We start from the raw sequence: 24033 nt of genomic DNA on the forward strand, positions 1-24033 counted from the left end.
CCCGATGAGCGAACCACTCCTCTCCGTCCGCGACCTGGCAAAACATTACACGTCCCGCGGCACGCAACTGACGATCCTGCAGGGAATCTCCTTCGATATCGGCAAGGGGGAAGTCGTGGGACTGGTGGGAGAATCGGGCAGCGGCAAGACCACCATCGGCCGGTCCGTCCTGCGCCTGGTCGAGCCCTCGGCCGGCAGCGTCCGTTTCGACGGCACCGAGATCACCACTCTTTCGTCATCCGAGATGCGCCGCGCCCGGCCCCGGATGCAGTACATCTTCCAGGATCCGTTCGCGAGCCTTTCGCCGCGCATGACGATCGGGGAGATTCTGACCGAAGGCCTGAAAATACAGGGCATCGGCACGCCGAAGGAGCGATCGGAGCGCGCCCGCACTGCGCTGGAACAGGTCGATCTTCCGCCCGATGCGGTCAACCGCTACGCGCATGAGTTTTCGGGCGGCCAGCGGCAGCGCATCGGCATTGCCCGCGCCTTGACGCTCGGACCGGAATTCATCGTCGCCGACGAGCCGGTCTCAGCGCTTGACGTCTCGATCCAGGCGCAGGTCATCAATCTTCTGCGTGATCTGCAACAGCGGCTACGCCTGACGATGCTGTTCATCAGCCATGATCTCGCGGTGGTCGAATACATCTGCGACCGGGTGATCGTGCTCTACCTTGGCCGCATCATGGAAATAGCACTGAGCGCCGAGCTTTATGCCGGGCCGCAGCATCCCTACACCCGCGCACTGCTTTCGGCGATTCCGTCGCCCGATCCCGATGCGCCACGGCACCGACAGATCCTGAAGGGCGACATTCCGAGTCCTGCCAATCCCCCGAGCGGCTGCGTCTTCCGCACCCGTTGCCCGAACGCGCTGCCGGCATGCGGCGAGGTCGTCCCGGACCTTAGGGAAACCGCGCCGGGCCATTTCAAGGCCTGCATCCGCGACGACCTCAACTGACGCCGGAAACCGATCCATGACGCTGCAAACCCGCCGCCATCCCATCGCCGGAAACTGGGCGACCCTGCTGCTTCCGATCGCCGATGACGACAGCATCGACTTTACGGCGCTCGCCCGGGAAATCGACATCCTGATCGATGCCCGGGTCGACGGCATCTATTCGAACGGCACGGCCGGCGAATTTCATAACCAGACGGAGGCGGAATATGACCGCATTCAGGAAATGCTGGCTGGCCGCTGCCAGGCAGCCGGCATGGCCTTCGTCATCGGCGCCTGCCAGCCGGATCCGGTCATCATGCTCGCTCGCCTGCGTCGCGCCGTACCGCTGAAACCGTTGGCGATCCAGGTCATCCTTCCCGACTGGTGGCCGCTGACCAATCAGGAGGCAATCGACTTCCTGAAACGCGTTTCGGAGGCAGCCGACGGAATCCCGCTCATTCTCTACAATCCGCCACATGCGAAGCGTGTTCTATCGCCACGTGATCTCTCAGAAGTGTGTCGGTCTTGCCCGTCGGTGGTCGGCATCAAACTCGCCGATGGCGATGCGGAATGGTATGCCGAGGCCCGCGCCCACCTCAGCGAGTTCAGCCTTTTCGTACCCGGCCATCATCTCGCAACCGGAATGAATGCGGGCGTCGCGGCCGGCGCCTTCTCCAATGTCGCCTGCCTCAGCCCGCAAGGCGCACAAGCCTGGACGGACATGATGCGGACCGATATCGAGGCCGCGCTTTCGATCGAGAAACGCATCTGCGCCTTCATGGACGATCATGTCGTCCCGTTCCGGCGGGATCACGGTTTTTCCAATGCCGCGCTCGACAAATTGCTTGCCGCAATCGGCAACTGGGGGCCGGTTGGCACCAGATTGCGCTGGCCTTACCGCTCTATCGACGGGCAAAACGCAGAGACGCTGCGGGAAACCGCTCACGCCATGATTCCGGAACTCTTTGCCCCGCGGCGCTAACGCGTGGATCGGTTGGTCACCGTGCGATCCAGGAAATCAAGCACGCGAGTGGTCAGCAGCGCCGTCGCGTCCGCATCGTACGACGGCAGCGAGCTGTCGGCAAAGTAGTGCTGATCGCCGGGGTAGAGGAAAAGTTCCGCATCCTCGACCTTCTCCACGATCTCGCGGGCAGCGTCGATATCGCCCTCGCCTGCGAAAATCGGGTCGTTGTCCATACCGTGGATCTGGACCGCGACGCCATCAGGCCAGGGTCCGAAGGCCCACTCGCCGCTGATCGGCAGGCAGGAGTAGAAGAGCAGCGCCCCACGCGCACCGGGTCGCGTCTGTGCCAGCTTCTGGGCCGGCAGCACCCCGAATGAAAACCCGGCATAGACGAGCTCGGCGGGCAGTTCGCCGGCGACGCGAACGCCGCGCTCCCTCATGGCATCGAATCCGATCTCGCCGATATAGGCGAGACCCTCGTCAATGCTTGGGAATGTGCGCCCGTCGAACAGGTCAGGCGTATGCACCGTGTGGCCGGCCACCCTCAAATCGTCGGCGAATGCACGCACACCCGGGGTCAGCCCCTGTGCGTGGTGGAACAACAAGACCTCAGCCATACGGAGCCTCCGGGTGGGATGATCGGCGCACATTCGGCAACTCTACCGGGTCATCGCCTCGCCGGGAAGACGTCAGTTGCGGACCAGTGCCACGCTCTACGTGTGGCAGCAGGAACCGTTTGGACTGTTACCGGGTGAACGCTGCAGACGATTGTCGACACTCTGCTCGTTTCCATTCGGCGGCAGGTCCATGGCGATGTTGGATGCGAAGAAGCCGTTCGGTTTCAGTGTGAAGCCCGCATATTCCACTGGCATGATCGGAAAATCCTCGGGCTTGCAGACATGGGTATGGCCGAAGGAATGCCAGAGCACGACATCGGCATTCTCGATCTCGCGGTTCTGCTTGATATAATCCGGCAGGCCGTCGCCGCCGGCATGCACGTTTGGATAATCGCCGCTTGCATATTTTTCCCTGGCATCGAAGGCCGTGACCCAGATGTGCTTCTTGGCGAAGCCGCCGCGCTGGGCAACGGTCGAATCCGGCTGGGCAAGCATGACAGGCGACGGCATGACGACAATCTTGTAGCCCGGCGCTTTGCCGACGCTGTTCCGGATGTTCGGATTGGAGATTTTCCAGTAACGGCCGGTCTCGCCATTGGCAAGCGCCGGCGAATCGAGTTCGCGCTTCAGCACACGAGTCCTGGTATCGAAGACGTTGCCATAGGGATTATCTTCACCCCACGGACGCGGCACAAACTCATGCTCGGTCACGGTATTGCCATCGCCATCGACATCCATGTGCAGGCGCGCATTGAAGAAATGCTGGTGGGTCGGACCGCCGAGATTGTCATCGACCATGCCGCCCCAAGGATAGGTTTCGCCGGTCGCAACCGCCGCCGTCTGGATAATGCCGGTGAGCTTGGCTTCGAGCTGGATCGTGCCGTCCTGGTAGAGATACCAGTAGAAGCCGTAATCGTAGTTGCCGACGGTTGCGAAGAAGGAGATGACGAGGCGGCGTGAACGGCGAACTTCGAAAATCCCGTTGCGGAATTCGTAGTGCTTCCAGAGGATGCCGTAATCCTCCTCATGCATGCAGATGGCGTTCTTCATGATGAAAGGCTGGCCGAAATCGTCCGCCGCCGGCACGTCGAAATAGTGAATATGGCCGAGGCAGTCGCAGCCGAGTTCGAGGCAATTGGCCAGGCGTCCAAGGCCATATTCGCCGGCATCGAAGGCGCTCTTCCAATAGTGGTTTGCGGTCGGATCGGCATAGGGCACGACCATTTCGGTGACACTGGCGCGGAAGACGACGGGCCGCAGCCTGCCCTGATCCCTAATGCCGAGTTCATGCAGAACGAGGCCCTCGCGCGGGGTGAAACCGATACGGAAACTCCAGTTCTGCCATTCGACTTTCCAGCCGTCGACAGCAAAGCTCGGCCCTTGCGGCTGAACGATATGCAGCGGGTTGAGATCGGGCCGCGGTTCCGGGAAGGTTTCGCGGCCATAATTGCGCTTCTTCCTCGGCACCGGAATGATCTTTTCATCGTCGACGAGATCGACCACTCGGTTGGTGATCAGGTCGACCACCGCCACCACGCCCTCGATCGGATGCGCATAGCCGTTGTCACGGATATCCTCGCGCCAATAGGACACGGCGCGGACGATGCGCTTTCCCTTCTCGAACTCGCGGCCAAAATAGCCTGAGGAAAAGGGATCGATCTGGATGAGCGGAATGTCCTCGTCGGTGATGCCGCGCTTCTTGACGGCAGCGATCCAGCGCGGATCGGATTTGACGGTGCCTTCAACGGTTTCGAATTCGCACAGCATGACCGGCGGCTGGCCATAGGGCAGTTCATCGAGAGGCAGTCTTATGCAGGAGGACACCTTGGCGGCGGTCAGGTCTACGATACCCTCGAAGGTTTCACCGTTGCTGATATCCATCGCCAGGATGAAGGCGAGCCGCGGCAACCTCTCGCCCAGCCGATGGGCGGCAAGATCCGCCTTGGTCGGCTCCTCCAGCCGGATTATCGGAAAGCGAAAGGTGGCTTCGAGTTTCTGTGTCTCCTTGAGTATGGCAACAGCACAGGCGATCTCGGCAAGGCTCAGAGGATCGAGCGGATGGGTGACTGCGACAACGGCGTCCATGGACATACCTCTTTGATTTTGTGCCTTTAATTTTGGGAGAGACGACGCACCATCGCGCGTCGCAAGCCGCGGCGATCAGGATCGACCGGAGCAGATCTGCGTCTCGATCGTCACCGAGCCTGCGTGAATGCAAAACACCGAGCAGAAGGCGTGTGCCTCAACGGCAACCAGCAACGTTGCGCCGGTGAGGATTGCGACCGCGAGAACCAGAAGGCGATCGACGGGTGCAAGTTCAGCCACGGCACTCATTCGAAAACCTTTCCAAGGGAGGCGTAGAGAACGGGCCTGGATCTTTTGATCCGGACCGCAAAAAGCGCGCCAAGAATGCCCACCAGCACCATCGCATAGGGAAACGCCTTGACGATCAGGCTTTCGCTTCCGGAAAGGAGAGAAAGATTGGAAGTGACCAGCACCAGCGAACCCATGAGGCCAAGCAGCGCCAGCGCCGGCGCGATCATCGTGGTCCAGGCACCGTAGCTGCTCGGCGTCTTGCGGAAGAACATGATGACCGCGACGGAAACCAGCACCTGCACCAGCAGAATGCCGATACCTGCAAGCGCTGACATCCATGAGAACACGACGGTGTAGGGATCCGCGCCGAAGGTTACGAATAGGGCAAGCACGATGGCTGCGATCAGACTTTGCAGCAGACCTGCAGCATAGGGTGAGCCATGTTTGGCGTGAACCTTGCCAAGCACCTTTGCAGCTAGGCCTTCCCGGCCGAGGGCGAAGAAATAGCGATTGAGCGTGTTGTGGAAGGACAAGATGCAAGCAAACAGGCTGGTGATAAGCAGCACGTTCATCACCTGGCTCGACCAGGCACCGAGCACGGAATTGGCGGCAGCGAAGTAGAAACTGTCGAGGCCGGCAGCAGCAGAGGCCTGCACATTGCCCGGACCGTAGAATTGCACGATGGCCCAGGTGGAGAAGGCATAGAAGAGCGTGATGAGCAGCACGGCGACATAGGTGGCGCGGGGAATGGTCTTTTCCGGATCTTCGGCTTCCTCGCCGAAAATGGCCGTGGCCTCGAAGCCGATGAAGGAACCGATGACGAAGACCAGCGCCACACCAAGACCTGGCGTAAAGACCGACGATGGGGCGAAGGAGGAGAAGGTGATGCCTTCCGGTCCGCCGCCTGAAAAGACGATGGCGAGATCGAGAACCAGCAATATGGCGATTTCGGCAATCATGCAGACGCCCAGAATCGCGCCTGAGAAGGCGATGTTGCGCTGACCGCAGACGAGCACGACGACAAGTGCTGCGAAGGCCCAAGCCCACCAGGGCAGGACCAGCCCAAGCGGCGCGATAGCATTGGCCATGAAGAAACCGAACAGCCCATAGATGGCGACCTGAACCGCGCTATAGGTGACCAGCGCCATGAAGGCGCCACCCACACCAGCCGGCTTGCCGATGCCGTGGGTGATATAGGTGTAGAAGGCACCTGCCCCGCCCACATGGCGACTCATGGCGGTAAAGCCGACCGAGAAGAGCAGGTAGAGCAGGCCGGCGAGCACGAACGCGCCGGGAACGCCTGCGCCATTGCCAAAAGCAAAGGCGGCCGGCGAAGCGCCGACGACAGCGGTGAGCGGCGCGGCCGCTGCGACGACGAAAAACACGATATGCGCGAGCCCCACCGAGTCCTTGGCCAGACGATGCTCCGGCGATGATAGTGTGGGCATGCCTGCTTCCAGTGTCATGGAGAACCCTCTTTGCTTGTTTGTTAGCAGGAAGGTAGGCGCGGCGATCTGGCCCCGAAATTGCAGTTTGTGCCAATGAATCGATAATTCGCGCCACTGAGGTCACCGGAGACGCTGAAAATGGCAGTTGCATCGCATTTGGTCAGCCGCATGCCCGCAGTTGCTTCAATTCGAGCTTCTGTTTTGATCCCGCTGGTCCAACAAATCGATAAAAGATCCGGGAAAACCGACCTTCTTCTGGCTTCGCACGGCATTCTGCGCTCGCAACTGGAAGATCCCTATGCTGTCCTGCCCATGGCCCGTTATGTCGCGCTGTTCGAGGAAGCGGCGACAATGACCGGCGAACCAGTACTGGGAGCTCGCATGGGCACCGGATTCAAGCCCGCCGACATCGGCCCGATCGGCATGCTTTTCGCGCTCTCGCCGACTGTTCGCAGCGCTTTCGAACGGCTGTCGAAATATGTGAACGCGGTGCAGGGCGCGACCAGTTCCGGTGTGTTCGAGGAGAATGGCGATTTTGTCTGGAGCTACCGGATCGTCGATCCCAGCATGTGGCCGCGCCGGCAGGACAGCGAATTCACGATCGCCGCCTCCTGTCAGCTCGTCCGTTCGTGCTTCCGCCGTGGCTGGCGGCCGATCGAAATCCAGCTCGAGCATCACGCCCCGCGCGACGCCAGTGTGCTGGAACGCATCTATGGGACGCCCATCCTTTTCGGCCAATCCGGCAACCGGATCGTCATCGCCAAGGCGGATGCAGATCGTGTCCACCGCGCGGAAGACAAAAGCCTGATCGAAATCCTGGAGCGGCATATCGGCGATCTGGTCAACGAGCCAGCGGCGGACGATAGTGTCAGGGAAAAGGTCCAGGCTCTGATCAGCATCTATCTGGGCCGCAAGCCGATTATGGTCGCAAACCTGGCTGCCGAACTGAAGATGTCGACGCGAAGCCTGCAGCGCCGGCTGTCGGAGGAAGGCGTGTCGCTTCGCGATCTCGTTCGCCAACACCGCCAGACACTCGCCGCCCACTATCTCGCTGACCGAAAAGCCGCACCGATGTCCGAGGTGGCGCGTGTGCTGGGCTATGCGGACAACACTGTGCTCTGGCGTGCTCTACGGTCCTGGGACAAGAAAGAACCCCCATCTTCGATAGGTTGAATCGCAACAGAGATCGCCCGATCGCTGCTCTACTGCGTCGCGCCGAAGAAGGCGAGCCGGGTGAAGATCGTGTAGTCCGCTTCCGATACCATCAGCGCCACAAAAACCAGCACCAGCAGCGGCGGCAGCAGGATGGCGTAGACGAGCGCCAGCCGTTCCCAGGCCATGTGCATGAAGACGGCGACGATGAGGCCAGCCTTCAGCATCATAAACAGCAGGATCAGCGTCCATCTCAGATAGCTTTGGAAGCCGAGATAGTCGACCATGTAGGAGGCCGCGCTGAGGACGAAGAGCAGGCCCCAGACGAAGAAGTAGAGCCCGATCGGGTGCTGCTGTCCGGTATGTGCCTGTGCATGCGCCGTTTGGACTTGTGCATGCGCCGTTGTCTCGCTCATGACGACCTCACCACAGATAGAAAAACGCGAAGATGAAGACCCAGACCAGGTCGACGAAGTGCCAGTAGAGGCCCATGATCTCGACGGCCTCGTAGCGGCCCTTCCGGCTGGTGAAGAAGCCGCGCCGTTCCACGTCGAAATCGCCGCGCCAGACCTTGCGAGCGACGATGATGAGGAAGATGACGCCGATCGTCACATGCGTGCCGTGAAAACCGGTGATCATGAAGAAGGTCGATCCGAACTGGGCCGCGCCCCACGGGTTCTCCCAGGGGCGCACGCCTTCGGTGATCAGCTTCGTCCATTCGAAGGCCTGCATGCTGACGAAGGTTGCGCCGAGAAGCGCTGTCAGCAGCATCAGGATCGCCGTCGTGCGGCGGTCGCGGCGATAGCCGAAATTGACCGCCATCGCCATGGTGCCGCTGCTCGAGATCAGCACGAAGGTCATGATCGCGATCAGAATGAGTGGCACGTCCCGGCCGCCGATATGGAGCGCGAAGACCTCGCTCGGATTGGGCCATGGGACGGGCGTCGACATGCGCGCGGTCATATAGGCGATGAGGAAACAGCCGAAGACGAAGGTGTCGCTGAGCAGAAAAATCCACATCATCGCCTTGCCCCAGGAGGCGGTCTTGAAGGCGCGCTGATCCGAACTGAAATCAGCGGCGACACCGCGAAGGCCTGATGGCCTGAGGTCTGCCCCGCCGTGTGTCTCGATAGTCTGTGCCATCTGCACCCCCTAGCTAATCAACGTGCGGCAGAGATCGACGAAATCATTGGCCCAGCCGGCAAACAGCGCGAAGAGCAGCAGCCACACGGCGAGCATGAAATGCGAATAGATGGTGGACAGATCGACGCTGAGCCGCAGCCTTTCCGGCTGAACGTCGGCGGCGAATGCCCTGACCGTCGTGTGCGCGAGCACCGCAAGTCCGCCAAGGATATGCAGCCCGTGCAGGCCGGTCAGCATATAGAAAAAGCTGTTGGCGGGATTATCGGCGAGCACATAGCCGGCCGCGGTCAGTTCCCGCCATGCCTGGATCTGCCCGGCGAGAAAGAACACTGCCAGGGCAAGTGCCGTAGCGAGCGCCGGCCGCAGGCTCTCCATACGGCCTTGCTGCGCTTCGCGTTTGGCCCATTGGAGCGCGGCACTGCTGAGGGCTAGTGCTGTGGTGTTTACCCAAAGGAGGCGCGGAACCGGCATCCCCCACCAGTCGGCCGAGGCCGCGCGCATGAAATAGGCGCTGACGGCAAGGCTGAAGAGCGCGCCGACGACGCCGAGAAACACGAAGAGACCGATCTTCACCGCCGGCACGGGCGGCCGGTCGACGCCGTGATGATCCGGCAGCAGCACCGAGCCGGTTTCGAGCCACGGCTTCGAGGTCAGCCGCTGCCCGGAGAGCCACCAGATCATGATGGCGGCGATGGCAGCCAGAAAGATCAGCACGACGCTCATGCCGGAACCTCGCGGGTGACGCCATCGCTTGCCGGCACATTCTGCGGTATGAAATCCTCAGCCGCTCCCGGCACGCTGTAATCATAGGCCCAGCGGTAGACGACAGGCAGGTCCCTGCCCCAATTGCCGTGGGCCGGTGGCGTCTGCGGCGTCTGCCATTCCAGCGTCGTTGCCCGCCATGGGTTGCCGCCCGCCTCCCGGCCCCGGAAAAGACTCCAGACCAGGTTGAACAGGAAGACCATCTGCCCGGCCCCAACGACGAGCGCCATTACGGTTATGAAGATATTCAGCGTATGGGCCGAAGGTGGAACGAAGGCCGTCTCTCCCATCTCGAAATAGCGGCGCGGCACGCCGAGCAGGCCGAGATAATGCATCGGAAAAAAGATCGCATAGGTGCCGAGGAAGGTGATCCAGAAGTGGATCTGGCCGAGCGTCTCGTCCAGCATGCGTCCCGTCACCTTCGGATACCAGTGATAGATCGCCCCGAAGATGACGAGGATCGGCGCCACCCCCATGACCATGTGGAAGTGCGCCACGACGAACATCGTATCCGACAGCGGCACGTCGACAACGACATTGCCGAGGAAGAGGCCGGTCAGCCCGCCATTGACGAAGGTGACGATGAAGGCGAGCGCAAAGAGCATGGGCAGCGTCAAGTGAATGTCGCCGCGCCACAGCGTCAGCACCCAGTTGTAGACCTTGATCGCCGTCGGGATGGCGATGATCAGCGTCGTGGTAGCGAAGAAGAAGCCGAAGGCCGGGTGCATGCCGCTGACATACATGTGGTGCGCCCAGACGACGAAACTTAAGGCCCCGATGATGACGATCGCCCAGACCATCATCCGGTAACCGAAAATGTTCTTGCGCGCATGCGTGCTGATCAGATCCGAAACGATGCCGAAGGCCGGCAGCGCCACGATATAGACTTCGGGATGGCCGAAGAACCAGAAGAGGTGCTGGAAGAGGATCGGGCTGCCGCCGCCATGCTGGAGCTGCGTGCCCATCTCGACGATGGCGGGCATGAAGAAGCTGGTGCCGAGCACCCGGTCGAACAGCATCATGACGCAGGCGACGAAGAGCGCGGGAAAGGCAAGCAGCGCCATCACGGTCGCGGTGAAGATTCCCCAGACGGTGAGCGGCATCCGCATCAGCGTCATGCCGCGCGCGCGGCCCTGCAGCACCGTCACGACATAGTTCAGCCCGCCCATGGTGAAGCCGATGATGAAGACGATCAGCGAGGTGAGCATCAGGAGGATGCCCCAGTCCTTGCCGCCTGGCGTGCCCGACAGAACCGATTGCGGCGGATAAAGTGTCCAGCCGGCGCCCGTCGGGCCGCCGGGGGCGAAGAAGCCCGCAACAAGGATCAGCACCGCAAGCAGATAGATCCAGTAGCTCAGCATGTTCGCGTAGGGAAACACCATGTCGCGCGCGCCGACCATCAGCGGAATGAGGTAGTTGCCGAAGCCGCCGAGGAAGAGCGCGGTCAGGAGATAGATCACCATGATCATGCCGTGCATGGTGATGAACTGGTAATAGTGATCGGCATCGATGAAGGAGAGAGCGCCGGGAAAGGCGAGCTGAATCCGCATCAGCCAGGAAAGCACCAGCGCCACCAGGCCGATCGAGATCGCAGTAATCGAATATTGCACGGCGATGATCTTGGCATCCTGGCTGAACACATATTTGGTCCACCAGCTGTGCGGATGATAAAGCTCGACATCCTCGACTTCGGCGGATGGGATGCTGCCGGATGGAATCTCGACCATAATCTCTCTTCCCTTCCTTTCCCCGATGCGGCCTCCGGCCGTCCTCACCACGTCAGTTTGCCGGCGGCGGCTCTCCCGACGACGCCGTCAATTGGGTGAATGTCTGCTGTTGCCCGAGCCAGGTCTGGTAGTCCGCGTCATTATCGACGACGACAGTGCCGCGCATCTGCGGATGGCCGACGCCGCAGAGTTCGGCGCAGAGGATTTCGAAGGTGCCGGTGCGCGTCGGCGTCAGCCAGAAATAGGTAACCATGCCGGGGATCATGTCCATCTTGGCGCGAAATTCCGGCACGTAGAAATCGTGGAGAACATCGATCGAGCGCAGCAGGATATGCACTGGCTTGCCGATCGGCAGATGCAGCTCGCCGCCTTCGACGATGATGTCGTCGAGGCCGGTCGCGTCGTTCTTGTCGAGGCCGAGCGGGTTTTCGGGCGTGACGTCGCGCGTGTCGGCGCGGCCGAGCTTTCCGTCCGCCCCCGGCAGGCGGAAGCTCCACAGCCATTGCTGGCTGACGACCTCGACCGAAGCGGCATCGGCAGGCACCGTGATGAACTGGTTCCAGACGATGAGGCCGGGCGCCAGCATCGCGGCGACGCCGACCGCCGTTCCCGAGGCGAGCATCACTTCGAGCCTGCGGTTCTCAGGCTCGTAATGCGCCTTGTTGCCCGGCTTGTGGCGGAAGCGATAAACGCAATAGGCCATGAACGAAACCACCGCCACGAAGACGATGCCGGTGATCCAGAAGGTGATGACGAGGGTGCTGTCGATATAGGTCCAGTTGGACGCGATGGGCGTCCACCACCAAGGGCTCAGCACATGGAACAGCACGGAGCCGACGACAATCAGGACGAGGATCAGCACGACAGCCATGTCCGCTCCTCCTCGAGCAGGTTGACCCGTGAAACCACATTCCGCAAAAAAGTCCGTGTTTATTATCGCACAGATAGAAAATATCGGCAATTACGGCGATTTAGGCAGAGGCCACGTGATCCGCGACCTGCCATTCGGAGTATTGCCCAGCGTTTGGATTATCGCCCATCATTTCGAATATTGCTTTAGATAGGCGATGAGATTGGTGATCTCCTGATCGTCCTTCAGGCCGACGAAGGCCATTTTCGTGCCCTTCACTTTCACCCTCGGATTATGGAGATAATCCCGCAGCGTCGCTTCGTCCCAGACGAGACCGCCGTTACCGGCATCCTTCATCGAGGCCGAATAGGCGAAATTGGGATGCGTCCCGGCCTTGCGGCCGAACAGACCGTTCAGCGACGGGCCGACCTTGTTCGTATCGGAATCGGCGATATGACAGGTCGCGCATTTCTTGAAAACTTCGGCGCCCGCCGTCGCATCGCCCTCCTGCGCTCCAGCGCCAGCAGGGGAAAGGACAATGACGGATGCGGCGATCAGCAGAACAACACGGTAATCCACGGCAAACCCATCCTCCTCAAGCTTGCCCAACCACTCGCCACTTCTGCCGCCATTGTCGTGCGGCGCATGTTAGCGATGTTTAAAACTTAGTCCTTCGCGGACGCAAGTCAATCGGTTCGGCAATTCTGCCGCAGGATGGTGGATCCGCTGGTTTCAGCCGTCAAAAATCCTCCCATTGCCGATCCGCAGCCGCAGCGGCAGACGAACCGTTGCCGAACGCCACCGTCAGCTTCTGTTTCAAGGCATGGGCAGGAGATGCGGCCGCTCCTCCTTGGACGAGCGAAATCTGACCTGCGCGAGGCCGTTGTTCGCCATGGTGCTGGGCGGCGTTGCGGCCGATGGCGCCTGAAGAAACACCGAGCCGGAACTGCGCGAGGCGGTCGGACAAGACGGTGACTTCGGTTGCGAGCGTGTGCGACGCAGCGTTCGACTCCTCGACCATTGCCGCATTTTGCTGAGTCGACTGGTCCATCTGATTGACGGCGGTGTTGATCTCCTGAAGCCCCGTCGATTGCTCCCTGGCCGATTGAACGATCGCGTGGACATTCTGGTTGATCTGCTGCACTTCCTCGACAATTCCATTCAGGACGGCGCCTGTCTGGCTGACAAGATCGACGCCGTGCTTGACCTGTGCTCCAGATGAAATGATGAGGGCCTTGATCTCCTTGGCCGCGTTGGCTGAGCGCTGGGCAAGTTCACGGACTTCCTGGGCGACCACGGCAAAGCCCTTGCCGGCCTCACCGGCGCGCGCGGCTTCGACGCCGGCATTGAGGGCAAGCAGATTCGTCTGAAACGCAATGTCGTCGATGACGCCGATGATGTTGGAGATCGAATTGGACGATTGCTCGATGTCATGCATTGCTTCCACCGCGCGGCGAACAATTTGACCCGAGCGCTCGGCGTTCTCCTTGGTCCGCGTGACCATGGATCCTGCCTCCTCGGCGCGAACGGTGGAATCCTTGACCGATGTGGTGATCTGTTCGAGTGCAGCGGCGGTCTCCTCGACGGAGGCAGCCTGCTGTTCCGTCCGTCGCGCAAGGTCGTCGGCGGCCGAACGAATTTCGTCGGCGCCAGCCTGTATCACCTGCGCATTCTGCGAGAACGACATCATTGCCGAACGCAACTTGACGACCGAGTCGTTGAAATTGGTTCGGGCTTCATCGAGTGCCGGCGTGAAAGGCCTTTCCAGCGTGACGGTCATGTCGCCTTCCGCAAGTCTCGCAAGGCCAAGCGCCAGTTCGCCGACGGCAAACTTCACGTCCGCTTCCTGGGCCTGGTTGAGCCGGGTCCGCTCGGCACGTTCCTGATCCTGCTGTATGCGACCAGCCTCCGCCTCGGATTCGAGTTGCGCCTTATGGCGGTTGCCTTCCAGGAGGAGCTTCAGGGAACGCGCCAGATCCCCGATTTCATCACATGCGTCAACGCCGCTGATCTGAACGTCGAGTTGACCTGCTGCAATCCCCGCGGTCTCATCGATGACGTTCGAAATCCGGTTGACGAAGCGGCGCGCAATCAGCCAGCCCGCCAAGCCCAATAGGACCGCGGCCACGCCGGTGCTGATCGCCGCAGCCCGCATGATCGTGTTCAGCTGGGCAAAGAGCGTTGCCTTGGGTACGGACACGATCGCAAACCAATTCGAGCTTTCCGTAAGCTTCACCGGAACGGCTACCGCCAACGACGCAGTGCCATCCTGGCCTGTGACTTCATGCTCTTCACCGGGATTGGCGATCAGACGATCCCAGCCCGCCGTTTCCGCTCCGCTCTCAGAGAGACTTTTCCCGATCAGGCCGGCATTTGGATGGCTGACGATCTTTCCGGCAGCGGTCACAAGGCTGATGAAGCCGGTTTCCATCGGACGAATCTGCGAAAAAGCCTTGTTGGTGTCCTGCAGAGAAAGGTCGAGCCCTGCCACTCCAACCGCTTTGCCATCGATGACGATCGGCTTGGCGACCGAGGTCATCAGCACGTCCTTGCCGTCGATCGCGTAGAGATAAGGCTCGATGACAGTCGTCTTGCCGGTCTTGAACGGGATCTGATAATAATCGCCAGCGCCGGCGACCGTGTAGTCTGTCAAAGCGGCATGCGTAATTTGTCCGCCGCTGCGAACCCAGTAGGGGATGTATCGACCGGTCTGGTCATGTCCGTCCTTGTTGACGAACTCCTTGTCTTTTCCATCGAAGGCGTCCGGCTCCCAGCCCGTCCAGGTCCCAAGTACGTTCGCGTTGGCTGCAAGCATATTCGTCAGGATCTTGTCGGCTCTCGCACGGTCGGCATCTCCGGTCTGCCTCATCGTCGACAGAACCGTGTCGAGACTGTCAACAATGTGGACAGTGCCCCCGATATCTCGTTCAATCACCACGGCCTCCGACCGGGCGATCTGCCGCATCTGCTCGATGCTTTCCGTACGAATTGCGTGGTACGAGCTGTAGAATAGGACACCTGAAGCCGCAACAACGGCGATGACGCCGCAAGCGGCAATCGAAAACAAATTACGACCAGTCGTTGATTTAAACAGCATCCCCTGCCCCAAGTACTGTGACGATCTTAATTCTGCCGGATCAACTCTTCCGCCCTGTCGGCCGCCAAATATTTCGCAGGTGCGAAAAGTCGCATTTGAAATATTTTAGCCGAGCACAATTAAGAAATTCTTCGTTCTCCCCTTAATTTTCGTGGGTCGCCACGACCCTTTCACCTTGCAGGAGGATTGTACTCATCGGGTGCGCAGTTTCTGATCCGGCAGGACGAAAGGAACGAAATCCGGATGAGGCAGTTAGCCCAAGAAGCGGCACCCCCTTCGGCGGCCGATGACGACGTGCGCCCAAGGAGCATGACCTACCTATCAATCGACGGGTGAAGGTGATCCATGGATATGACGCGCATCCGAGATCGCATGGTGGAGCACCTTGTGACGCACCGTGGCATTCGCGATCCCGGCGTTATCAGGGCGATGGGCACGGTGCCGCGCGAAAAATTTGTCGATCCGGGATTCGAGGAGTACGCCTATGAAGATGCGCCGCTTTCGATCGGCGATGGCCAGACCATTTCGCAGCCGTTCATCGTGGCCCTGATGATCGAAAAGGCCGATCTGGATGCCGATGACAAGGTGCTCGAGGTCGGAACGGGCTCTGGCTACGCTTCAGCGCTCATCAGCCACATCGCAATGTACGTCTATTCCATCGAGCGTCATGAACGGCTGGCGCTCCAGGCAAGGGAGCGGTTCGAGAAGCTCGGATACGGCAATATCGACGTTCGCGTGGGCGATGGCAGCAAGGGCTGGGCGGAAGCCGCTCCCTTCGATGCTATCATCGTTTCCGCAGGCGCTCCTGAAGTGCCGGGCGCCCTGAAAGAACAGCTGGGTCCGGGAGGGCGGCTTATCATCCCCGTCGGCTGCAGCGACGCGCAGCGTCTGAAGCGCATCACGCGCACCGCAGCCGCTACCTTCGAGGAAGAAGATCTCGGCGGCGTAGTCTTCGTTCCCTTGATCGGCGAAGACGCCTGGACCGCTGCACATCCGATGTATACGGCCACGGCCCCGAGGAAAAACAAATGAACCAGTCGCTCTCGCAGAGCTACGAGCGCCTATGCCCCGATTGCGGAAAACCGCGGTTTCTTCTCGATCTCAAAGCCGACGAAAGGGACGCTGTAGCGTTTTGAATTGCTGTCCGAATTCATCTCAGAAATTGCATCTCAGAAGGAGAGATCAAGCACCTTGCCCTCGAACAGGCGGTCCCGGGAGCCTTCGAGATGCGCCTTCATCAGCCTTTGCGCGTCATCGGGCCGGCCGTCGGCGATCGCCTTGTAGATGGCATTGTGCTCTTCGTAGACCTGTTCCAGCCCTTGGCGGGGGCCAAGCAGGGAGAGGCCGTGAAGATGCATTCCGACGGCGATATGAGCTTTCAGCGCATCGATCGAGGCGGTGTAATAATGGTTGTTGGCAGCCTCCGTCACCGCGCGGTGGAAAATGAAGTCGGCGTCGGTGCGGTGAAGCTGATGGCTCGTTGCCTCGCGCAGATCCGCCAGCGCGCTGGCAATCTTCTGAATCGCCTGCTCATTGCGGCGCTTGGCGGCGAAATAGGCGGCCGCCGGCTCGATCGTCAGGCGGAATTCGTAACAGCGCTGGATATCGGCGATCGTCTTGACCGGCGAATAAGCAAGCTGCGTGGTCGGCGATCCGTGCGCGCTGACGAAGGTGCCGGCGCCTTGCCGAGCATAGACCATGCCCTGGTCGCGCAGGCGCGCCAGCGCATCGCGGACGATCGGCCTGGACACACCGAGCATCGAGGCAAGCTCATGCTCGCCGGGAAGACGTGAATCCGGCGGATAGTTTCCGCCACGGATACGCTCGAGCAACTGGTCGAAGACGCGATCGACCAGCTTGACGGCCTTGCCGCGTTCGGGCTTGCCCGGCGGGCCGGCTTCCGCGTTCAAAGAGTCGCCATTCACTTCAACCACGTCATTCTCCCCGACGGTATCTTACTATGCCGCCTGATTCCGAAGAACCAGTTTTAGCAAACTATCGGGCTTGCCGAAGCCCCCCGACTTGAGGGCGCACCGAAAATGCCGCCCGTCTTTGGCCGTAACATCGAACCAAGGAATACCGGCCTCGATCTCGCCCTTCGGCGCCACCACCCGGATGTTAAGCGCCTGGAACACCGCAAGCGCCGTATCGCCGCCGCCGACCATCAGCATGTCGGGCCTCGTGTCGTCGATGACCGCTTTGACGCCCGCCGCAAAGCGCTGGGCGACAAGGCCTGAATCGGCCGCCATGTCGCCGGTGCAACGCAGCAGCACCGGCAGCGCCAGGCCCTCCCCGCATTCGATCTCGCCCGACGGCGCGTCCACCACCACACGCAAGGTACCGGAGGCCTCGAGGCGGCTCATCTGGGCGGCGGTTATCGGATCGCGCGAGCCGAAGGCAAACAGCGTGCGCGGGCTTGCCACAAATTCCGTGACTGGCCGCCCCGCTTCGCCAAGCCGGCGGGCAAGTGCTGCGCCGAGACCACGTGCACCGACGGCAAGCGTCCTCAGCCAGTCATGACCGTCGACGATCTGGTCGAGGTCTATATCGTCCTCGGCATCGGCAACGACAACATTGTCCCTGCTGCCCTTGAACAGGTCGGCGATCCGCAGCGGTTTGGCGACCCCACGGCCGACGACGCAGCCTCGGTAGGTCACGCGTTCCTGATCAGGAATGGCGGGCGCCACGAGGATCGTCTCCAGACCAAGCGCCTCCGCCAGCGCCAGGCTTTCCGCTGCGACATTGCCCTTCAGCCGGGAGTCGATCTTCTTCATGACGACGGCGGGCTTGGCGCCACGAAGGACCTCCGTCGCCATCCTAACTCTTTCCACAGCCTCGCGCTCGCCGAGCGCGCGCGAGGCTGTGTTGACGACGACGACATCGCTGCCGGTGGCAATTGCATCCTGCACCGCCTCGATATCGACGGCGACCACAACCGAAAGGCCGGCTCCGGCAAAGGGCGTGCCGGTATCGAGCGCACCTGTCAGATCGTCGGCAATGATGGCGGCTTTCAGCGTCATGCGGTCTCACCCGTGTTGACGGCATGGCAGGCGACGAGATGCCCGGGCCGGGCCTCTTTCCAGGCGGGGATGACCTTGCCGCAGACATCCATGGCGATCGGGCAGCGTGTGTGAAAACGGCAGCCCGAGGGCGGGTTCAGCGGGCTCGGCACATCGCCCTGCAGGATCTGGCGCTGGCGAGTGCGCTCATGCTCCGGATCGGTCTCCGGAACGGCAGACAGCAACGCCTTGGTATAGGGATGCAGCGGATTGTCGAAGAGTTCCTCTCGGGTCGCCAGTTCGGCGAGCCGCCCGAGATACATGACGCCGACGCGGGTGCTGATGTGGCGCACGACAGCGAGATCATGGGCGATGAAGAGATAGGTCAGCCCGTATTTCTCCTGCAGATCGAGCAGAAGATTGATGATCTGCGCCTGGATCGAAACGTCGAGCGCCGAGATCGCCTCGTCGCAGACGATGAATTTCGGCTGGCAGGCGAGCGCGCGGGCGATGGCGACTCGCTGGCGCTGGCCGCCGGAAAGCTCATGCGGATAACGCTGGGCGAACCGCTTGGGCAGGCCGACGTCGGCGAGCAGCGTCGCCACCCTCTCCTTCAGCTCGGCCTTGGTGCAGAGCTTGTGGAAGAGAATGGGCTCGCCGATCGCCTCGCCCACCGTCATGCGCGGATTGAGCGTTGAATACGGGTCCTGGAAGACGATCTGCAGGTCGCGGCGGAAAGGCCGCATCTGCTTCTCGTCGAGCGTGGCGAGATCCTGGCCTTTGTAAACGACCCTGCCGCTGGTTGCCTTGTAGAGGTTGAGAATGGTGAAACCGGTCGTCGATTTGCCGCAGCCGGATTCGCCAACGAGGCTCAGCGTCTCGCCTTCCATGATGTCGAGATCGACATTGTCGAGTGCATAGACAGTCGCCGATCGCTCACCGAAGGCGCCGAGCCTGACGTGGAAATGCTTGACCAGATTTTCGACCTTGAGCAGCGGTTGAGCAGCCATCACGCGGCCTCCTGCATTCTCTGGACGACGAAACAGGCGGCGCGATGATTGGCGCTGCCGCTCAACGGTTCGAGCTGGGGCACCTTCTCGTGACAGATCGTTTCTGCGAGCGGGCAGCGCGGCGCAAACGGGCAACCCTTCGGCCGGCGGCCGGGCTCCGGCGGCGTGCCGCCGATCGAGGAGAGCCGGCTTGTCGGCGAATCTGAAAGCTTCGGGATCGATGACAGCAGCCCGCGCGTATAGGGATGGCTCGGGCGGGCATAAAGCTCATCAACAGGCGCGTCCTCGACCACCGTGCCGGCATAGAGCACGGCGACACGATCGACGAGGCCGGCGATCAGCGCCAGGTCATGGGTGATCCAGACGACCGACATGCCGAGCTTGGCCCTCAGATCCTTCACTAGATCGACGATCTGGGCCTGGATGGTGACGTCAAGCGCCGTCGTCGGCTCATCGGCAATCAGGAGCTTCGGATTGCAGGCAAGGCCGATCGCGATCATCACGCGCTGGCGCATGCCGCCGGAAAGCTCGTGCGGATAGGCTTGCAAACGCTCTTCCGGGGCGGGAATGCCAACGAGACGCAGAAGCTCGACGGCGCGGGCGCGGGCCTCGGCCTTTTTCATTCCGCGGTGATAGATCAGCGGCTCGCAAATCTGGTCGCCGACCCGCATGACGGGATTGAGCGAGGTCATCGGATCCTGGAAGACGAAGCCGATATCACCGCCGCGCACCTTGCGCAGCTCGGCATTCGACATCGTCTGCAGGTCGCGGCCATCGAAGCTGGCCGATCCCCCGGTGACCTTGATCTTGTTCGGCAGCAGCCGCATCAGGCTCAGCATGGTGAGGCTCTTGCCGCAGCCGGATTCGCCGACGACGCCGAGGGTCTCGCCCCTGTCGACATGGAGATCAATGCCGTCGACGACGACGGCCGGGCCATTGCGGCCATCGATTTCGACGGTCAGACCTTTGACATCAAGCAGGCGTTTGCTGTTTTGCATATCCATCATTTGCTGCCCCGCGGATTGAGCGCGTCGTTGAGACCGTCGCCGAGGAAGCTGAAGGCCACCGAGGCAAGGCCAAGCACGGCCGCCGGAGCGGCGAGAAGATGCGGATAATGCTGCCAGACGCGCAGGCCGTCCGAGATCATATTGCCCCAGCTCGGCGTCGGCGGATTGACTCCGACGCCGAGGAAGCTGAAGGCGCTTTCCAGCACCATCGCCGTGCCGAGACCGGCGCTGACCGAGACGATCAGGGGTCCGAGCGCATTCGGCACGACATAACGCTTGATGATAATCCAGTTCGACAGGCCGAGCGCCTGGGCCGCTGTGATATAGGGGCGGCTGCGGATCGACAGCACCTGGGCGCGCACCAGACGGGCATAGGGCGGCCAGGAGATCAGCGCCATCGATCCGAAGACGAGGATGAAATCCACCCATATCGTCTGGCGGTAGAAGGGATTGAGGGTCTCGAGATAGCGCGCCTCCATCCACCGGGTGATCGGCGATTTCAGCGACGCGTTGATGACGACGACGAGCAGCAAATTGGGAACCGACATCGTCACATCGGTCAGCCACATGATGGCGCGATCGAAAGGGTTGCCGAAGAAACCGGCCACCGCACCGAGCGTGAGGCCGATCAGCACCGCGAAAGAGGTGACGATGACTGCGACCAGGAAGGCGGTCCGGGTGCCGAAGACCACGCGGCTGAAGACGTCGCGGCCGAGATCGTCGGTCCCGAAGAGGTGGCTCATCGACGGCGGCGCGTTGCGGGCATTGAGGTCCTGGCTCAGATAATCGTAAGGCGTCAGATACGGTCCGAAGATCGCCGCAAAGGCGAGGATCAGAACGACGGCCAGGCCGAAGACGGCGAGTTTGTTGCGCCGCAGCCGGTGCCAGGCGTCGCGCCACAGGCTGACCGCCGGCTCCTCGATGGTTTCTGCGGGGGAAAGAGGGATTGCGGACATGGTCAGCGGCTCCTTCTTGTATCATTGGCGCGCGGATCGAGCAGCGGATAGAGCACATCGACCAACAGGTTCGACACCATCACCAGGAACGATCCGATCAGCGTGATCGCCAGAATGACAGGATAATCGGAATTGATCAGCGCCTGCACGGTCAGCCGGCCAAGACCCGGCAGGCCGAAAACAAGTTCTACGAAGATCGCACCGTTGACGATGGTGATCATGATCAGGCCGAGCTGCGTGACGACAGGCGTCAGCACCGGGCGCAGGATATGGCGCAATGCCACGACGATCTCCGGCACGCCCTTGGCGCGGGCGGTGCGGACGAAATCCTCCGACAGCACCTCGATGACGGCGGCGCGTGTCTGCCGCACGATCAGCGCGATCGGCTGGAAGGAAAGGACGAGCAGCGGCAGCAAGATGCGGACATCGAGGATGCCGCCCCAGCCATAGGGCACGCTCGCGCCCGGCAGCAGCACGATGAGGCCGACCATCAGCAGCGGACCGGCGACATAGGCCGGGATCGCCCAGAGGAAGAGAGCCGAGCCCAGAATGGCATAGTCGATGCGCGAATTCTGGTTCAGCGCCGCGATCATGCCGAGCGGGATCGCGACGACTGTTGTCAGGATGATGGAACAGAGGGCAAGCTGGAAGGAGACGGGGGTCGCGGCCGAGACCATCGCCCAGACGGAGCGGCCCGAGGTCAGCGAATTGCCGAACTGGCCGTGCAGCAGGTTCCAGATGTAAAGGCCGAACTGCTCGATGAAAGGCCTGTTGAGACCGGCGCTTTCGCGGATGGCTTCGATGCGCTGCGGATTATAGGCGACATCACCTGGCGCGCGCAGAAAGATGAGCTTGATCGGATCGCCGGCGCCATAGAAGGCCAGCGCATAGACAGCCAGCATCACCACCAGAACGGACGGAACCCAGATGGCAAACCGGGTTAGCACGTAGCGCAGCAAGGCCACCTCCCACCTGTTGTACGATGCGTTCCCATCCCTGGAAGTCAGGCGGATCGCATCTCTTCTTCTTGAAACTTGCGCGAAGACCTTGCGGCCTTCGCGCGCTTATTGCCAGGAATGATCGTTCCGATTCAGCCGATGGAGATGTTCCAGGGTTCAACGATCTGCCAGTCGAGGTTCTTGTCCAGGCCCTTGACCTCCTTGGTGGCCCAGCGCGACATCGCCTGAGAATACCATGGAATGAAGGCCCAATCGTCGCGGAACGCCTTCTGGGCCTGCTGGGCGAGAGCGATACGCTGCGGATCATCGGCAGCCTTGGTCGTCGCTTCGGCAAGCGCGCTGTCGACCTTGTCGTTCTTGTATCCGCCAAGCTTGTTCTGGGCGTTCGACGAGGTCGAGGCAATGGAGCCGGCGAGATACGAGACGGCATCGGGAACACGGGTGCCGACGTCGTCGCGGAAGATCTGGACCGAGTTCTGATCCGGACCGGCATAGGAATCCTGCTGCGGCTTCATGTCGACGGCAGTGATGCCGAGATTCTGACGCCACTGCTCGGCGATGAACTGGGCGGCGGCTTGAATAGCCGGCCCGGAGATGCCGACAAACAGGATCTTCGGCAGGCGTTCAGGCCCGCCGTAGCTCGATTCCGCGAGCAGCTTCTTTGCGCCTTCGGGATCATAGGGATAGGGCTCGAAGCCGGAATTGTCGGCGCCGGGAACCGAGTTGAGGATCTGGTCGGCTTTCTTGTGCGGCCCGTCGGGATAGGAGGCTTTGAACAGGCCGTCGCGATCGACCGCCATGATCAGGGCCTGGCGCACCTTCGGATCGTCCATCGGCGCACGGGAAATGTTGAACCAGAAGTGCTGGCTCGTGGGTATCAGCGGGCCGGCCGAGAATTCCGGGCCGAGATCCTGGATGATGGTCGAGGTGATGAGTTCGGTATGGGCATTGAACTCGCCCGACTTGATCAGCGACGTTGCGCTGACATTGTCCTCGATCGAGGTGATGTCGATGCGCGCAAGCTTCGGCTTCGGCCCGAAGAAGTTCTCGTTCGGCTCGAAAGAGAGCTTGCCGGCGTCGATATCGATGCTCGTCAGCTTGAAGGGACCGGAGAAGGCCGGCTTATTGTCGGGCTTGTACCAGTCGATGATCTCCTCGCCGTCGCTGCCGCGCGACTGCGATGCCTTGGTGATCGGCGCGATGTGGTTTGCAAGCCGCATGAAGAAGATCGGATCGGCGGCAGCCAGCGTCACGACAACAGTTCCCTCGTCGGGGGTCGCGACACCGGTCAGCTCGCTGCCAGAGCCGGCGGCGATTTCAGCGTAACCCTTGACCTTGCTCAGCACCTGGTCGGCGCGCTGGCTCTTGGTGTTCGGCATCGAGGCGACTTCCCACGAGCCCTTGACATCCGCCGAGGTGATCTTGCTGCCGTCGGAGAAGACGGCCTTGGGGTCGATCTTGAAGGTCCAGACGGTGTTGTCGGCCGATTCCCAGCTGGTGAAGACGTAAGGCTTGATATTGCCTTCGCTGTCGAAATACATGGGCGCGGCCCACCAGATCGAATTCCAGCGGAAGGTCCTGCCGCCACCGCGCAGCGGCGACCAATCCTGATCGAAGGCGGGATGAGCGACCATCAGGACCTGGCCCTCATCGGCCAGGACGATGCGGGCATTCATCCCGACCACGGTGAGGCCGACGCCGGCTGCAAGGCCGAGCTTCAGCGCATTGCGACGCGATATATTGGTCTTATCCGATTGATTAAAAGACATACATTCCTCCCAGAGTGAATTCGGCAGCGCTCTCCCTGCACCTGCCCGGCGCAGCACAATCCGTCCCCATATCGTTCTCTTGTTATTGTAAATATGTCAATAAAAATTCGCAATTTCGAACCGACGAAAGTTTTTCTAGAAAAATAATATAGCAATTACAACAAGATAAATTTTCTCTATCGCATAAAATCATTTTGTCTTCTTGACAAAATCGCCGCAATGGCAAAGCTCTTGGCGCTCTATCGCGACAGACGAATGACAATTGCATGCGCAGCCGAGCGGTTCGAACACCGACCGACGACGGGACGCGCCGAGGAGGG

21 protein-coding genes and 1 pseudogene are annotated in these 24033 nt (G+C 61.1%); 4 read left to right on the top strand and 18 right to left on the bottom strand.

Annotation, left to right across the window (positions count from 1 at the left end; translation table 11 throughout):
* Window positions 1-4: 4 nt before the first annotated feature.
* Both EFD55_RS02875 and EFD55_RS02880 read left to right on the top strand, forming a co-directional pair.
* Window positions 5-958, top strand: coding sequence for an ABC transporter ATP-binding protein (locus tag EFD55_RS02875; protein WP_125842803.1), 954 nt, complete (start codon window positions 5-7; stop codon window positions 956-958).
* A gap of 16 nt (window positions 959-974) precedes the next feature.
* Complete coding sequence (locus tag EFD55_RS02880; protein ID WP_125842805.1) at window positions 975-1919, top strand: dihydrodipicolinate synthase family protein; 945 nt, start codon at window positions 975-977, stop codon at window positions 1917-1919.
* Here EFD55_RS02880 and EFD55_RS02885 read toward each other — a convergent pair.
* The 4 genes from EFD55_RS02885 to EFD55_RS02895 all read right to left on the bottom strand — a co-directional run bounded on the left by EFD55_RS02885 (window position 1916) and on the right by EFD55_RS02895 (window position 6300).
* Entirely contained in the window at window positions 1916-2518 is a 603-nt protein-coding gene (locus EFD55_RS02885; RefSeq protein WP_245438376.1) for a dienelactone hydrolase family protein, read from the bottom strand. The genes EFD55_RS02880 and EFD55_RS02885 overlap by 4 nt on opposite strands.
* Window positions 2519-2614: 96 nt before the next feature.
* Window positions 2615-4603, bottom strand: coding sequence for a primary-amine oxidase (locus tag EFD55_RS02890; RefSeq protein WP_125842808.1), 1989 nt, complete (start codon window positions 4601-4603; stop codon window positions 2615-2617).
* Between the two features lie 75 nt (window positions 4604-4678).
* The gene (locus EFD55_RS33010) at window positions 4679-4852 is read right to left on the bottom strand and encodes a hypothetical protein (RefSeq protein ID WP_165504786.1); all 174 of its coding nucleotides are present in this window, start codon (window positions 4850-4852) and stop codon (window positions 4679-4681) included.
* Window positions 4849-6300, bottom strand: a complete 1452-nt coding sequence (locus tag EFD55_RS02895) for an APC family permease (protein WP_125842810.1) — start codon at window positions 6298-6300, stop codon at window positions 4849-4851. Before EFD55_RS02895 ends, EFD55_RS33010 begins: the two co-directional genes overlap by 4 nt.
* A gap of 120 nt (window positions 6301-6420) precedes the next feature.
* Between EFD55_RS02895 and EFD55_RS02900 the strand changes: the two genes are divergently transcribed.
* Window positions 6421-7455: an AraC family transcriptional regulator gene (locus tag EFD55_RS02900; RefSeq protein WP_125842812.1), complete on the top strand. Its 1035-nt coding sequence runs from the start codon at window positions 6421-6423 to the stop codon at window positions 7453-7455.
* Window positions 7456-7484: 29 nt separating this feature from the next.
* On the opposite strand, the gene EFD55_RS02905 is transcribed toward EFD55_RS02900, so the two are convergent.
* The 7 genes from EFD55_RS02905 to EFD55_RS02935 all read right to left on the bottom strand — a co-directional run bounded on the left by EFD55_RS02905 (window position 7485) and on the right by EFD55_RS02935 (window position 15013).
* On the bottom strand, window positions 7485-7850 hold the full coding sequence (locus EFD55_RS02905) for a cytochrome C oxidase subunit IV family protein (protein WP_125842814.1): 366 nt from the start codon (window positions 7848-7850) through the stop codon (window positions 7485-7487).
* Window positions 7851-7857: 7 nt separating this feature from the next.
* Window positions 7858-8577 (bottom strand): heme-copper oxidase subunit III family protein, encoded by a 720-nt coding sequence (locus EFD55_RS02910; protein ID WP_125842816.1) that lies wholly within the window; start codon window positions 8575-8577, stop codon window positions 7858-7860.
* 9 nt (window positions 8578-8586) lie between these two features.
* On the bottom strand, window positions 8587-9300 hold the full coding sequence (locus tag EFD55_RS02915; protein WP_125842818.1) for a cytochrome c oxidase subunit 3: 714 nt from the start codon (window positions 9298-9300) through the stop codon (window positions 8587-8589).
* On the bottom strand, window positions 9297-11066 hold the full coding sequence (gene ctaD, locus EFD55_RS02920; protein WP_125842820.1) for a cytochrome c oxidase subunit I: 1770 nt from the start codon (window positions 11064-11066) through the stop codon (window positions 9297-9299). The genes EFD55_RS02915 and ctaD overlap by 4 nt, the downstream gene beginning before the upstream one ends.
* A 52-nt stretch (window positions 11067-11118) precedes the next feature.
* Entirely contained in the window at window positions 11119-11937 is an 819-nt protein-coding gene (locus EFD55_RS02925) for a cytochrome c oxidase subunit II (RefSeq protein ID WP_125842822.1), read from the bottom strand.
* A 168-nt stretch (window positions 11938-12105) separates the two neighbouring features.
* Complete coding sequence (locus tag EFD55_RS02930) at window positions 12106-12495, bottom strand: c-type cytochrome (RefSeq protein ID WP_125842824.1); 390 nt, start codon at window positions 12493-12495, stop codon at window positions 12106-12108.
* Between the two features lie 160 nt (window positions 12496-12655).
* Window positions 12656-15013, bottom strand: a complete 2358-nt coding sequence (locus EFD55_RS02935) for a methyl-accepting chemotaxis protein (protein WP_125842826.1) — start codon at window positions 15011-15013, stop codon at window positions 12656-12658.
* A 345-nt stretch (window positions 15014-15358) separates the two neighbouring features.
* Between EFD55_RS02935 and EFD55_RS02940 the strand changes: the two are divergent.
* A pseudogene (locus EFD55_RS02940) lies at window positions 15359-16030 on the top strand (protein-L-isoaspartate(D-aspartate) O-methyltransferase); the annotation flags it as partial.
* Window positions 16031-16182: 152 nt separating this feature from the next.
* Here EFD55_RS02940 and EFD55_RS02945 read toward each other — a convergent pair.
* From EFD55_RS02945 to EFD55_RS02975, 7 genes are all read right to left on the bottom strand, one after another.
* Window positions 16183-16947, bottom strand: a complete 765-nt coding sequence (locus tag EFD55_RS02945) for a FadR/GntR family transcriptional regulator (protein ID WP_125842830.1) — start codon at window positions 16945-16947, stop codon at window positions 16183-16185.
* A 24-nt stretch (window positions 16948-16971) separates the two neighbouring features.
* Complete coding sequence (locus EFD55_RS02950; protein ID WP_125842832.1) at window positions 16972-18033, bottom strand: four-carbon acid sugar kinase family protein; 1062 nt, start codon at window positions 18031-18033, stop codon at window positions 16972-16974.
* The gene (locus EFD55_RS02955; RefSeq protein ID WP_125842833.1) at window positions 18030-19022 is read right to left on the bottom strand and encodes an ABC transporter ATP-binding protein; all 993 of its coding nucleotides are present in this window, start codon (window positions 19020-19022) and stop codon (window positions 18030-18032) included. The genes EFD55_RS02950 and EFD55_RS02955 overlap by 4 nt, the downstream gene beginning before the upstream one ends.
* Window positions 19022-20026 (bottom strand): ABC transporter ATP-binding protein, encoded by a 1005-nt coding sequence (locus tag EFD55_RS02960; RefSeq protein ID WP_376772327.1) that lies wholly within the window; start codon window positions 20024-20026, stop codon window positions 19022-19024. Before EFD55_RS02960 ends, EFD55_RS02955 begins: the two co-directional genes overlap by 1 nt.
* Window positions 20026-20985 (bottom strand): ABC transporter permease, encoded by a 960-nt coding sequence (locus EFD55_RS02965; protein ID WP_125842837.1) that lies wholly within the window; start codon window positions 20983-20985, stop codon window positions 20026-20028. Before EFD55_RS02965 ends, EFD55_RS02960 begins: the two co-directional genes overlap by 1 nt.
* Window positions 20986-20987: 2 nt before the next feature.
* Window positions 20988-21944, bottom strand: coding sequence for an ABC transporter permease (locus tag EFD55_RS02970; protein ID WP_125842839.1), 957 nt, complete (start codon window positions 21942-21944; stop codon window positions 20988-20990).
* A 131-nt stretch (window positions 21945-22075) separates the two neighbouring features.
* Window positions 22076-23713, bottom strand: coding sequence for an ABC transporter substrate-binding protein (locus EFD55_RS02975; RefSeq protein WP_125842841.1), 1638 nt, complete (start codon window positions 23711-23713; stop codon window positions 22076-22078).
* Between the last annotated feature and the right edge of the window lie 320 nt (window positions 23714-24033).

This window comes from Rhizobium pisi (assembly GCF_003938655.1).
Classification (GTDB): domain Bacteria; phylum Pseudomonadota; class Alphaproteobacteria; order Rhizobiales; family Rhizobiaceae; genus Rhizobium; species Rhizobium pisi.

Coding starts and splice junctions, on each gene's coding strand:
- EFD55_RS02875 (WP_125842803.1), top strand. CDS start 5: ATGAGCGAACCACTCCTCTCCGTCCGCGACCTGGCAAAACATTACACG.
- EFD55_RS02880 (WP_125842805.1), top strand. CDS start 975: ATGACGCTGCAAACCCGCCGCCATCCCATCGCCGGAAACTGGGCGACC.
- EFD55_RS02885 (WP_245438376.1), bottom strand. CDS start 2,518: ATGGCTGAGGTCTTGTTGTTCCACCACGCACAGGGGCTGACCCCGGGT.
- EFD55_RS02890 (WP_125842808.1), bottom strand. CDS start 4,603: ATGGACGCCGTTGTCGCAGTCACCCATCCGCTCGATCCTCTGAGCCTT.
- EFD55_RS33010 (WP_165504786.1), bottom strand. CDS start 4,852: ATGAGTGCCGTGGCTGAACTTGCACCCGTCGATCGCCTTCTGGTTCTC.
- EFD55_RS02895 (WP_125842810.1), bottom strand. CDS start 6,300: ATGACACTGGAAGCAGGCATGCCCACACTATCATCGCCGGAGCATCGT.
- EFD55_RS02900 (WP_125842812.1), top strand. CDS start 6,421: ATGGCAGTTGCATCGCATTTGGTCAGCCGCATGCCCGCAGTTGCTTCA.
- EFD55_RS02905 (WP_125842814.1), bottom strand. CDS start 7,850: ATGAGCGAGACAACGGCGCATGCACAAGTCCAAACGGCGCATGCACAG.
- EFD55_RS02910 (WP_125842816.1), bottom strand. CDS start 8,577: ATGGCACAGACTATCGAGACACACGGCGGGGCAGACCTCAGGCCATCA.
- EFD55_RS02915 (WP_125842818.1), bottom strand. CDS start 9,300: ATGAGCGTCGTGCTGATCTTTCTGGCTGCCATCGCCGCCATCATGATC.
- ctaD (WP_125842820.1), bottom strand. CDS start 11,066: ATGGTCGAGATTCCATCCGGCAGCATCCCATCCGCCGAAGTCGAGGAT.
- EFD55_RS02925 (WP_125842822.1), bottom strand. CDS start 11,937: ATGGCTGTCGTGCTGATCCTCGTCCTGATTGTCGTCGGCTCCGTGCTG.
- EFD55_RS02935 (WP_125842826.1), bottom strand. CDS start 15,013: ATGCTGTTTAAATCAACGACTGGTCGTAATTTGTTTTCGATTGCCGCT.
- EFD55_RS02950 (WP_125842832.1), bottom strand. CDS start 18,033: ATGACGCTGAAAGCCGCCATCATTGCCGACGATCTGACAGGTGCGCTC.
- EFD55_RS02955 (WP_125842833.1), bottom strand. CDS start 19,022: ATGGCTGCTCAACCGCTGCTCAAGGTCGAAAATCTGGTCAAGCATTTC.
- EFD55_RS02960 (WP_376772327.1), bottom strand. CDS start 20,026: ATGGATATGCAAAACAGCAAACGCCTGCTTGATGTCAAAGGTCTGACC.
- EFD55_RS02965 (WP_125842837.1), bottom strand. CDS start 20,985: ATGTCCGCAATCCCTCTTTCCCCCGCAGAAACCATCGAGGAGCCGGCG.
- EFD55_RS02975 (WP_125842841.1), bottom strand. CDS start 23,713: ATGTCTTTTAATCAATCGGATAAGACCAATATATCGCGTCGCAATGCG.